Source organism: Lactobacillus sp. UMNPBX4, from assembly GCF_002554115.1.
Lineage (GTDB): Bacteria > Bacillota > Bacilli > Lactobacillales > Lactobacillaceae > Lactobacillus > Lactobacillus gallinarum.
This window is the reverse complement of the sequence record NZ_PCZF01000048.1, coordinates 1-11,427: the sequence shown is the minus strand read 5'-3', so window position 1 is coordinate 11,427 and position 11,427 is coordinate 1. Positions and strand designations below refer to the sequence as shown.

The following is an 11,427-nucleotide window of genomic DNA, read 5'->3' as shown; positions in this document are numbered from 1 at the left end:
GACTTGGGCTTTTTTAATTATTTATTCAACTTACCGTAAAAAATTATACACTTAGCTCTGGCCAAAACAGATCATCTAAAGTCTTATCTAGTGCCTGACAAATTTTAATACACAAATTAACCGATGGATTGTAATTACCTTTTTCAATCGCCGAGATTGTCCGTCTTGAAACATCAACTTTCTTAGCTAATTGTTCCTGTGACCCATCCTTATCAGCTACCAATCAAAAAAGCCCGAAATTGTACCGCACTACAAATTTCAGGCTTTTTTTATTAAGCTTTTTTCTTATTAATCAAACAATAAACGAAAGAAACAATCGCTTCAGCTAGCATTGTTCCTGCCATCCAGTCCATTGCCGGCATCATTTTTCCGCTAAAGGTAAAATACGCGGTAATTAAGTAACAAATTAACCACAAAATCTTCAAAAAAATACTTTGCATTAAATTCACCTTAAGCTTTTTCAATCTTACCTGCAGCAATTGGCAAAGTTGTATGCGCATCATAGCTCATTACGCAACCACCAACGGTGTCAGGCAATTCAAGATCCTTTGGTACACCATGTACATAAACTACACGTTTATCTAATTGAAGATCTTCAGTGCCAAAGGCATCCTTGAACTTAGCTTGTAATTTTTCCAATGGAATATCAATTTCGTATTCGTAATGACCGTTTTCGTCTGCAACAGGATAACCATCGTGAGGGATGTTCATGTCTTGTGGCGCATCATCTAATGGCACCATGGTTGTACCTGATACTTCTTCAGTTTCTGGTAAATCAATGAAACCATCATGATTTTTATCCTGAGCCATAGTTGGAACATGAGCTTCCTTACCATCAGGAAAGCCGTGGAAGTGTTCCCAGTGTTCAATATTCTTAGGAGTATCGAACATTTCTACTTTGACATGAAGCTTGTCGCCATCTTCAGTAAATTCAGCGGTGCCATGAGCTTCGCAACCGATCTTATCTGCATTTAATGGGGTAATGTGTGCAATATATTTTTTCATCTTAATAATTCCTCTCTATACTATGATGTTTTAAAATTCATCATACAATCTTTGAGTAATAATTTGTTGTCTCAACACTTATCGTAATTAATTATAATTAAGAAGCTATTATGATAAAATTGATTTAAATCAAGAATTTTAGAAAAAATGATTTTTATGACAAAATATTCACCAATTGCTTGCTTAAGCAAAGCAGCCCTTTTTACTGATTTACCAATTGAATTAAAAGAAAAACTAGTAACCGTCTCCGAACACCAACAAAAATTTCCTAAAGGAAGTATCATTAGGCAACCTGACGACGGCAAAGATGGCATGATTGTTATCGATCAGGGAAAAGCAAAAGTCTACAATCTATCAAAAGATGGTAAAGAAGTTGTGCTAGGTATACTCCAAAAAGGTGATATCGAAGGCCAGCAACATTTATTCAAACAAAGCGAAAGTGAAAATTTTGTTGAAGCTGTGTAGGACACCTGGGTATGCTCAATTAATCGTGCTGATTTTCAAAACCTTTTGCAAAAAACACCGGATTTATCATTGAAGCTTTTAAATAATTTCGGTGAAAAATTAGTGGCAATTGAACACAATTCAGTGCTTAGAAATACTTTAGATGCCAAAGAACGGATATTGGCTTACCTAAATGACTTGGCCAATGAACAAGGTAAAAATGAAATCAAATTAGAACTGAAGAAAAAGGACTTAGCCAGCTATTTGGGAATTACGCCGGAGACATTTAGCCGTAAGTTAAAAGAACTAGAAAAAGATGGCAAAATTGAAGTGCATGGACGCTGGATTAAGATGGAAAGATGAATTATGTAAAAAATAAAGCCCAGCAGATGCTGAGCTTATTTATTTTATTGCAAACCAAAAATTAATAGATTAGTTCCACCCACGTTCATTGAATCATCTTTTTTTAATTGTTTCAATGAACGTAAAACAAACTTTCTTTGATTACCATGCAACTTCTTAGCAGCCTTCATAGCAGCATTAAAGTCACGCTTGTTGTTTGCTTTCTTAAGACTAGTATTCAATCTATTAGCAATTCTCATAAGTGGCTTTTTCACATTCTTCATTGCTTTACTATTTAAGTAATAGTATTGCAAACCAGATTGAGTAGTCCAACTAGATACTTCTTATCCTTAGAAGCAACCAAATATACTGGTGCACCAGCACCGCGGCCCTTAACGTTAAGAACTTTTTCTATTCTAAACTTAACTTTTTGAACCTTTTTAGGGCTAATGGTTTTTGCTTTCTTCGAAGGCGTGATATTTTTAACTAATTTCTTATAGTTGGACTTACCAACATAAATCTTTGACGCATCTTTATCATTAAGAATGCGCATGATATAGCCTTCCTTAGTAAAGCTAGCCTTGTTTTTGACAGCTGCAACAGGAGCGGAACTAGTAGATGCGGCATTTACTGACTTAGGGAAACTGTCAAATTTTTTGTGTAAATAGATTTGACAGTTTCGTTCAAGTAGGCCTAAAATCAAATTAGTCATCTTAATTTATAATTTTCCACGTCTTCATTTTTATATAAATTTCTCCACTTACATTGTTACAAACTATGGATATAATATCATTTTTACCTTTTTGCGCCTAAATTCATCAAATTCACACTATTTTGACATCATATTTACAAAAAAATAAAGCTCAACAAAGGTTGAGCCATGCTTTGATCAATAATTAAGATATTCCACTTCTAATTATAAGCTAAAAATCAGATAAACATACATATTAGTTAATTACAATTAAATCTCACTTCTCACTCACATAAACCTGATGACTTCGTGGAAACTCACGCTTAAAAGCCGCAGTGAAAGCATGCTTTGCTACATTATCAGCAATCGCAAATGTATTAACAGAATTCTCATATCCCTGCTCAGTTAATTTCATTTGCTCACCATCAACTTCAACTTTTAATGAACGATCTTTCTTCTTAGTAAGCAACACCACACGTTTTGATTCTTTGCTTTTCAATAGCTGTTTTATTAATGACTTTACTTGTTTAACTGGTATCTCACGCATAATTTTCACCCAGCAACACTTTTGCTCTTCTTAAAACCGGTAACTCTCTGTCCGCAATTAATTTACCAATTTTAGTTTCCGCACATTTTTGATATTCTTTTTCAGCATCCCGATAACTCAACCTTAAAGTCGACAAATGAAAATCTTCTATTTCATCCTTAGTTAAATGTTTTTCACCAAAAGAAGTGACTTTGCAAAGATAATAATTATTAATATTATGGCGATGAATCAAATTATAGTAGTCACTAACTATACCGATTTTATGCATAATCTCAACTTCAGCACCTAATTCTTCTTTAAGCTCTCGCTTTAGCGCTGTTTCTAAATCTTCATCAGCTTCAACGCCACCACCTGAAGTTTCAATTAGCGTTGCCTTACCAAAGTCGTCATCACGTTTAGCTCTAACAAAATAATAATTTTCCTGGTCATCAAACACGATAGCTCGCACTATTTTACGATCATGATCAATATATTCTAATGGCCATTCAGTGTCTTTCAATTGGAGGTTTAATTCTTTCATAACTTTTTCTTTCTAGAAAAAAATAAAACTCAGCCAAAGCTGAGTTTTATTTTAATTGATAATCAATGATTATTCTTCGTTCAATGATGAACGGTCGAATGAAGCATCCTTAAGTTCGTCATCGATAGTCTTAGTACCCATCCAAGAAATCATTTCCTTCATCTTGGCAGTAATTGCTTCTGCACCTGGCAATAACAACTTACGTGGGTCATAACCCTTAGCCTTCTTGTCAAGGTCCTTCTTGTCTTCGATGTACTTACGAGTAGCTTCTTGGAATGCTAATTGGAATTCAGTGTTGATGTTGATCTTAGCAATACCAAGTTGGATAGCCTTCTTAACTTGGTCTTCAGGAATACCTGAACCACCGTGAAGTACAAGTGGAGTGTCAGGAACAGCTTCAGCAATTTCCTTAAGACGGTCGAAGTTCAAGCCCTTCCAGTCTGCTGGGTAAACACCGTGGATGTTACCAATACCACAAGCAAGCTTGTCAACGCCAGCTGCAACGAACTTCTTAGCATCTTCAACAGAAGCTAATTCACCGCCGCCTTGGTTTTCACCAATCTTACCGATTTCAGCTTCAACTGAAATACCACGTTCATGAGCTAACTTGATGATTTCCTTAGTCTTAGCCAAGTTTTCATCAGTTGGAAGTGCGTGACCATCAAACATAACTGATGAGTAACCAAGAGCAATACATTCCTTAGCTGATTCAAAGTCACCGTGGTCCAAGTTCAAGATAACTGGAACTGAGATGTTCATTGAATCCATTTGGTCAGCTACCATGTCCTTAACGAACTTGTAACCACCCATGTACTTAGCAGCACCAGTTGATACTTGGATCAACAATGGAGTTCTAGTTTCTTCAGCAGCACGTAATTCTGCACGAGTCCATTCCAAGTTGTTAGTGTTGTAAGCACCTACAGCGTAATGGTTCTTACGAGCATCTTTAAAGATTTGATTACCGTTGTCAAAATAAGCCATTAAAAAATACCTCCTAAATATCTTACATGCATATTGTACCCTAATTCTCGAATTATGAACAATTTTTCACAAAATGTAAGCGTTATTTTTGTATTTTCATAAATTTTAATTACATTTCCTTAGGAGCGTTAACACCTAAAAGTCTAAGTGCTTCAGTCAAAACGATTGAAGTAGCTTGAACTAAGGCAAGACGAGCACCAAGTTTATCATCTTTAGTTAAGATCTTCACGTTTGCATAGTACTTGTTAAATTTCTTAGCTAAATCAAGAGCAAACTTAGCAATTACAGATGGTTCGAACTTGTCAGCACTTCTTGCAATAATTCTTGGGAAGTCCGCTAAATCCTTAGCTACGGCAAATGCCCAGTCATCGTCTAAGGCAAAGTCTCCTTCGCTTGGCTTTTCACCCATTGCAGCGGCTTTACGCAAAACACTTTGTGCACGAGCATTAGTGTATTGAACATAAGGACCAGTATCACCTTCGAAACGGACAACTTCATCTAAATCGAAGTCAAAGTTGTCTAAACGATCATTCTTCAAATCGTGGAAAATAACTGCGCCGACACCTACGTCATGAGCAACTTGATCCTTATCAGCCAAATCTGGGTTCTTTTCTTCGATTTGCTTCTTAGCAAGAGAAACGGCATCCTTTAATACTTGATCAAGGAAGACAACGTTACCCTTTCTAGTAGATAACTTCTTACCGCCTTGAGTGATCAAACCAAATGGAACATGGTGAATCTCATCTGACCAATCATAGCCCATCTTCTTAAGAACAGTCTTAAGTTCTACAAAGTGTTGAGCTTGTTCGTTACCAACCACATAGAGCATCTTAACGAAGTTGTATTCCTTCATTCTCCATTCAGCCGCAGCTAAATCACGTGTTAAGTAAATTGAAGTACCGTCGGACTTAACGATAATTGCTGGGTTTTCATCCGGGCCCATATCCACAACTTGAGCACCACGTGATTCATGAAGCAAACCTTTTTCCTTCAATTCATCGATTACTGGTTGCATCTTATCGTTGAAGAAAGCTTCACCGTTGTATGAATCAAAGCTTACGCCCAATTCCTTGTAGATGCGCTTGAAGTCTTCAAGAGAAACTTCACGGAACCATTTCCACAATTTAACTGCTTCTGGATCACCGTCTTCAAGCTTCTTGAACCATTCACGACCTTCATCATCAAGTTCAGGATTATCTTCAGCTTCTTTGTGGAAACGAACGTAGTAGTGGAAAAGATTCATAATTGGATCTTTCTTAACGTCTTCTTCATTACCCCAATGCTTATAAGCAGCAATCAACTTACCAAATTGAGTACCATAGTCACCAAGGTAGTTAATCTTAATTGGAGTGTAACCAACCTTTTCCATAGTCTTAGCAATTGAATTACCAATTACTGTTGAACGAAGGTGACCCATTGACATTGGCTTAGCAATGTTAGGTGAAGACATATCAATTGGTACATTACCTTCGCCTAATTTTTGATCACCGTAATGTTCTTTTTCAGATAAAACATCCTTCAAGGTTGAAGAAACAAGCTTTTCATGATCAATAGCAAAGTTTACGTAAGGTCCAACTGCTTTGATGCTAGCAAAATTGTCACTACTTAAGTTTTCTGCAATATCTTGTGCAATCATTGCAGGGTTCTTGTGCAAAGTCTTAGCCAAAATAAATGCTGGGAAAGCATAATCACCCATCTTAGCATTTTTTGGACGTTCAATTAAGGCTGCAATTTTTTCTTTTGGTAAATCAACTTGGCTAGCAACTAAGTCAACAACTTCATTCTTAAAGTCCATATTTTCCTCTTTTCTAAACAAAAAAGCCTCTTCCTATCCTAGATAGAAAGAGACGAGCATTAACCCGCGGTACCACTCAAATTGACACAAAGTATCCGCTTATTTAAAATCATTATTTATTCGGTTAGACACGCCTTCGTTATTCCTTAATACCCATCTTCCACCAACATAGGCTCGCTTAAAAAAGGAAATAATTACTACTTCTAACTTACTAGCAAAGATGATTATAGCAGGAAAGAATGGTGCTGGCTACTAATTTAAGTAAAAAACTATTCTTGTTCTGCTTCTAGCATCAACTTTTTTAACTCAGCTTCACTAAAATCTTTGCCATAGTCTTTGATCAATTTAGACATAATCCAATCATCAGACTGATCAAGTTCGCGCACATTTTGAACGAATTTTTTTACACCTATTCTTTGAGCTTCCAGTTTACCTTCTAATTTTCCTTCTACTATGCCTTCCCTTCCTCACGTCCTTCTTTACGGCCTTGTCGACGGCCTTCTTTTCTAGCTTCTGCCCTTTCATCAACCAATAGTACGTCTAAGCTCATTTTGGCATCCCTCCACTCTGTACTTCTAATGTAATCTAAACGTTCCCGATCAATCTTCTTAATAAAATTGCTACTATCTTTAGTCAATCCATATTTAATATAATTTAAAAAATCTTTTAGTTCTGACTTAATCTTACCTTTATAGCCCCTGGCATTAATCGAAATCCAATGTGTTTTCGTATTAGCTTGCGAATCAGGATTATCTTTATCTAAAAGAAACGCACCTTCATAAATATATTTTCCTTCACCGAATGGATCAAATGGGTAAATGAAAATAATATACGTTTCCCCAATTTGATCAAGATCTTCGCCAGGCTTCAATGAATCCTGATCTGCTATGGATTGATAATAGCGAAATCTAATGCCAGGCCATTTTTGCTTGGTCGTTTGCATTTCCACATCAAAGATTTTTCCATCCTTGTTCTTTGCCCACAGATCCATGATGACATTCTTCTCTAGCAATTTCTTGTTTAACTGCTTCTGAGGTGTAACTTCGACTTCAGTTATCCCCAAATCTGGAAGAATACTCTGCAATAAATGCAAGCAATTCTCTGGTTTGCTAAAAACATGTCCAAAGATGGGATCACGAGTGATCGTTTATTCACTAACTAAAAAAGGCGCTCTCCAGTTAGAAAATTGGATAAAGCAACCTATCACAGAATTAGCTGTTAGTCATGATCTCTTTTCACTTAAATTATTTTTTATCAATGATCAAAATGATCCACGGATTGCGGAATTAATTGACGAAGAAAAAGCATTAATCAAATCACAATTGCAGCACCTATATGCACGCAAGAAATTACTATTCAGTGATCAAAAAAATATTAAAAAGAATTATGGTCATTATTTGATCTTAACGCGAGCTATCTCACGCAACGAAGGACAACTCGAATGGCTTAACTCACTATGAAAATAAGCGCTACTCAAAACTGAGTAACGCTTTTTCTGCATTAACGATCTTTAATTACAACCTTAGTGCCATCAGGAATATTGTCCATTAGCCACTTGGAATCTGGCACACTAAGTCGAATACAACCATGAGATCCCTGAGTTCTGCCCAATTTAGCAGCTTCCTTCATATTGTAGTTACCATCAGCTTTAGTTGGCACAGAGTGGAACAAGTAAACATTATCTGGACTCCAACTTGTCCAATTATTTGCCCCTTCATTTAATTCATAATTAAAGAAACTATCACCTCGGCCAGCTTGGATGGTATAAGTTCCTGTTGGAGTAAGTGACTTACCTTTTTTATAAATACCACCACTTGACAACATGGTATAGATTACCTTGCCTTTTCTAAGCAAATAGGTACGGTTACCTTCAAGTGATACTCTTAAAGTTAAATCTTTTTCAGTAGGACTAAGCTTAGGGTGCTTTTTAGTTTCACTCTTTCTATTCCAAGTCCCGGCTTTTCTAAGATCCTTTGGATCTTTATATGGACGCAAAATATCACTATCTACTTTAGAATTTTTCTTTTTAGTTTTATTCTTCTTTTGTTTAGCGACTTTTTGAGTAGAAACCGCTTCTTGAGAAACGTCAGACTTAGGTGCACAAGCCTTAGCTAAACCAATAATAGCTCCGAATGCGATTACAATACTAGCAACACCAATAACAATATTTTTCTTCATAAATATAGCAATCTTCTTTAATTAATAGTTTTAGTTTTATTGAAATATGCTACGCGTATTCATAGCATGATGTTAAAAAACATCCCTAATAATGGGGATGTCTTTTATGACTATATAAGATTTTAACATGTTTAGTCTAATTCGGAATATTTTTTCATTAATTTAGGCAATACTTTAGAAATTTTGGTTGGTCTAACTACATAATCATCTTTATTGATTAAATCACCAGCTAAAGAATGAATATAAACAGCTGCTAAAACTGTATCGACGCTTGGACCAAATTGTGCAACAAAACCACCGATGATTCCAGCCAAAGTGTCACCCATGCCGCCAGTAGCCATGCCAGGATTACCGATTGGATTAACAAAGAATTGACCTGTACCATCATAAACATGTGTATGATTAGATTTTAAAACCAGCATTGCATTACTATCCGGAATTAACTGATTAAGAGCATCTACATTAGCACTATCTGTTTGAAATGGGATACGAATTTGACTTAATCTTTGCCATTCCATTTGATGTGGCGTCAAAATCAAGTGCCCAGCATTAGCAGGCAATAATGTTTTGTCTTCACTAATTAAATCTAATGCACTAGCATCCAAAACCACGGTTTGACTTTCTGAAGTACATCTTCTTAGAATTACCAAAATTTGTTTAGCTAAATCACTCATCCCAAGTCCAGGACCGCAGACAACTACGTCCACCTTTTTGATTAAATCCGCTAACTTGCTATCGCGCCAGTCAATAAACATCGCTTCTGGCAAACGAGCATGCAAAGCAGATAAATTCATAGGATGTGTTGCAGTAGCTACTAACCCAGCACCAGCATTTATAGCACCTTCAGTAGACATAATAATTGCGCCGCCATAGTTGTCACTACCGCCAATTAAAAGCACGCGACCATATTTTCCTTTGTAGCTGTCACTTGCTCTTTTTTTGATAACTTTCTTTAAAATGTCTTCAGTTATTTCCGTCATTTTATCTGCCCCCGAAAAGCATCCGCCAAATTCTTACAAAGAAATTAACCTTACCATTTGCGGCAAGTGCCTTAGCTTTTACATTCATTCCATTAGGATTTGATAATGAAACAATCTTTTCATTGCCAGACTTAAATTGATAATTGCCTACTACTTGACCTTTAGTAATTGGTGCCTCAACTGTTTGCTTGTTTAACTTAGCTACTAAGGTTTTACCATCAGCAGGATCCCAAATTGTTGTCTTTTCTTTAAGACCCAAATTAGTAGTGGCATTATCTCCATCAGTTACCTTGATGTTTTTAGCACCAGCCATTTGACTACCTGCGTTAAAAGTTACTGGACGATACTTAGTAAAGACATAGTTCATTAACTTCTTAGTTTGCATAAAACGTGCAGGGTCAGTACCATCCTTGTGACGCGCACCCATGACTACAGTAATTAAACGTGCACCTGCATGATTGATAGTACCAATAAAGCAAGCACCTGCGGCATCAGTAGTACCCGTCTTTAAACCATCGACTGGATAAGCTTTATCATATTGTGAAAGACCCTTGAGCATCCAGTTAAAGTTAGCCATCTTAGTAGTATGACCTTGGTCTTTGAAGTCTAAATGAGCTAATTTAGTAGTTTCTAATACTTCAGGAAAATCTTTGATTAAGTTTTGACCTACAATTGCCATGTCCTTAGCTGACATAGAATTTTCAGCATTTTTACTTACACCAGGATATGCATCCTTGCCTACATTGCCATTTGGCAAACCACAAGCAGTGTAAATTTTGGCATCTTTAATACCCCACTTCTTCACTTGTGCACGCATTTGATCGATAAATGCCTTTTGTGAACCAGCGATAGTTTGTCCTAAAAGCATGGCAGCACCATTAGCTGATTCGATCAAAGTTGCTTGATAAAGTTGCTTAATAGTATAAGAATGTCCCATCTTAAGAGGTACATTTGAATACTCAGCATTATTAGCCACCTTCACAATAGAAGCGGTTGGCTTAACTTTTTGATCCCAAGATAGTTTTTGATTCTTAATTGCATTTAAAGTTAAGTAAACTGTCACAAGTTTAGTCATAGAAGCAATTGGCAAAGTCTTATCTGCATTTTTTGCATACAAAACCTGGCCACTGTTACTATCAATGGCAATTGCTGACTTGACATCTAATTTAACTTGATCCGTTTGATAATTAGCCACATCCGCCTTAACAGGTGCTGAAAATGTTGCACCACACGATACTAACGAAATAAGAGCAACGAGGCTAATAACAGCTCGTTTTATCTTTTTACTAAAAAACATGAAACCCGTCCTTTTGAATAATAAAGTATATTTATGCTTACATTTTACCAAATATTTGGTATTATTATTCATGTACATGAGAAAAATGCCCGCTTGGCGGAATTGGCAGACGCGCAGCGTTCAGGTCGCTGTTCAGGTGACTGAGTGAAGGTTCGAATCCTTTAGCGGGCATAAGTAAAGACCTAGCAGTATTTGCTAGGCCTTTTTGCTATTCTTTTTCTATTTCAAAGAGATACGACTGAAAATCACCAGTCACTTGGGCTGTATCGCCATTAGAAGCATTGAATTGATATGGTTCACGCAAACCAAAATTAGTAAGTACTCTACCACTAACCTTATTTTTTTGATTAATGATATAGTCTGCATTTTGATCTAAATTTGAGAGGGAAAGATAACGATCAAGCGTATCATTTGGCTTAGCTAATTTACGGAAAAAGCCAATGATTTGTTTTTCATCTTGTTTTACGCTCCATGCATATTTATTTTGATCTTCTAAGGGCACTAATAAGGGCACTAATTGCTCAAAGTGGCCATTAACAAGTAGATCCCGTTTACTGCTATGAAAAATGTAAGCAAATGTATGACTATGTTCTATTTTCATACATTTTGGACTATTCGTGCTTTCCATTTCTCTTACCAACGTCTAC

At 36.3% G+C, this 11,427-nt stretch carries 13 protein-coding genes, 1 tRNA gene and 2 pseudogenes; 3 read left to right on the top strand and 13 right to left on the bottom strand.

All coding sequences use genetic code 11. From position 1 onward, the window contains the following. Nucleotides 1–43 precede the first annotated feature (43 nt). The 3 genes from CP355_RS08355 to CP355_RS08345 are packed head-to-tail and all read right to left on the bottom strand — an operon-like array spanning nt 44 to nt 1,005. Complete coding sequence (locus CP355_RS08355) at nt 44–223, bottom strand: helix-turn-helix transcriptional regulator (protein ID WP_098044319.1); 180 nt, start codon at nt 221–223, stop codon at nt 44–46. Between the two features lie 49 nt (nt 224–272). Then, nucleotides 273–440 (bottom strand): hypothetical protein, encoded by a 168-nt coding sequence (locus tag CP355_RS10395; RefSeq protein WP_164480599.1) that lies wholly within the window; start codon nt 438–440, stop codon nt 273–275. Nucleotides 441–450: 10 nt separating this feature from the next. Then, nucleotides 451–1,005 (bottom strand): hypothetical protein, encoded by a 555-nt coding sequence (locus tag CP355_RS08345; RefSeq protein ID WP_087235635.1) that lies wholly within the window; start codon nt 1,003–1,005, stop codon nt 451–453. Between the two features lie 156 nt (nt 1,006–1,161). Between CP355_RS08345 and CP355_RS08340 the strand changes: the two are divergent. After that, nucleotides 1,162–1,812, top strand: a pseudogene (locus CP355_RS08340) (Crp/Fnr family transcriptional regulator). Between the two features lie 44 nt (nt 1,813–1,856). Here the strand turns inward: CP355_RS08340 and CP355_RS10600 are convergent. From CP355_RS10600 to CP355_RS08305, 6 genes and pseudogenes are all read right to left on the bottom strand, one after another. After that, a pseudogene (locus CP355_RS10600) lies at nt 1,857–2,503 on the bottom strand (hypothetical protein). A 256-nt stretch (nt 2,504–2,759) separates the two neighbouring features. Further along, a complete protein-coding gene (locus CP355_RS08325) occupies nt 2,760–3,029 on the bottom strand; it encodes a hypothetical protein (RefSeq protein ID WP_098044316.1) in 270 nt (89 codons plus the stop codon). Further along, nucleotides 3,022–3,549, bottom strand: coding sequence for an NUDIX domain-containing protein (locus CP355_RS08320; RefSeq protein ID WP_098044315.1), 528 nt, complete (start codon nt 3,547–3,549; stop codon nt 3,022–3,024). The genes CP355_RS08325 and CP355_RS08320 overlap by 8 nt, the downstream gene beginning before the upstream one ends. Before the next feature lie 69 nt (nt 3,550–3,618). After that, nucleotides 3,619–4,530 carry a class II fructose-bisphosphate aldolase gene (locus CP355_RS08315; RefSeq protein WP_025005521.1) on the bottom strand — a complete coding sequence of 304 codons (912 nt, stop codon included), beginning with the start codon at nt 4,528–4,530 and terminating at the stop codon, nt 3,619–3,621. Between the two features lie 109 nt (nt 4,531–4,639). Next, nucleotides 4,640–6,325, bottom strand: a complete 1,686-nt coding sequence (gene argS, locus CP355_RS08310; RefSeq protein WP_098044314.1) for an arginine--tRNA ligase — start codon at nt 6,323–6,325, stop codon at nt 4,640–4,642. A gap of 451 nt (nt 6,326–6,776) precedes the next feature. Next, nucleotides 6,777–7,454: an Rpn family recombination-promoting nuclease/putative transposase gene (locus CP355_RS08305; protein WP_199161218.1), complete on the bottom strand. Its 678-nt coding sequence runs from the start codon at nt 7,452–7,454 to the stop codon at nt 6,777–6,779. 10 nt (nt 7,455–7,464) lie between these two features. Here CP355_RS08305 and CP355_RS08300 point away from each other — a divergent pair, with 10 nt between their 5' ends. After that, complete coding sequence (locus tag CP355_RS08300) at nt 7,465–7,785, top strand: PadR family transcriptional regulator (RefSeq protein WP_025005519.1); 321 nt, start codon at nt 7,465–7,467, stop codon at nt 7,783–7,785. Between the two features lie 40 nt (nt 7,786–7,825). Here the strand turns inward: CP355_RS08300 and CP355_RS08295 are convergent, their stop codons facing one another. From CP355_RS08295 to CP355_RS08285, 3 genes are all read right to left on the bottom strand, one after another. Then, nucleotides 7,826–8,503, bottom strand: a complete 678-nt coding sequence (locus tag CP355_RS08295; protein ID WP_087363457.1) for a L,D-transpeptidase — start codon at nt 8,501–8,503, stop codon at nt 7,826–7,828. Nucleotides 8,504–8,634: 131 nt separating this feature from the next. Continuing rightward, nucleotides 8,635–9,483, bottom strand: coding sequence for an NAD(P)H-hydrate dehydratase (locus CP355_RS08290; protein WP_025005517.1), 849 nt, complete (start codon nt 9,481–9,483; stop codon nt 8,635–8,637). A gap of 1 nt (nt 9,484) precedes the next feature. After that, nucleotides 9,485–10,780, bottom strand: coding sequence for a serine hydrolase (locus CP355_RS08285; RefSeq protein WP_087363454.1), 1,296 nt, complete (start codon nt 10,778–10,780; stop codon nt 9,485–9,487). An 87-nt stretch (nt 10,781–10,867) separates the two neighbouring features. Between CP355_RS08285 and CP355_RS08280 the strand changes: the two genes are divergently transcribed. Further along, nucleotides 10,868–10,951, top strand: a tRNA-Leu gene (locus tag CP355_RS08280). Between the two features lie 37 nt (nt 10,952–10,988). Here CP355_RS08280 and CP355_RS08275 read toward each other — a convergent pair. After that, nucleotides 10,989–11,381, bottom strand: a complete 393-nt coding sequence (locus CP355_RS08275) for a GH36 C-terminal domain-containing protein (RefSeq protein WP_158227543.1) — start codon at nt 11,379–11,381, stop codon at nt 10,989–10,991. Nucleotides 11,382–11,427: the final 46 nt, after the last annotated feature.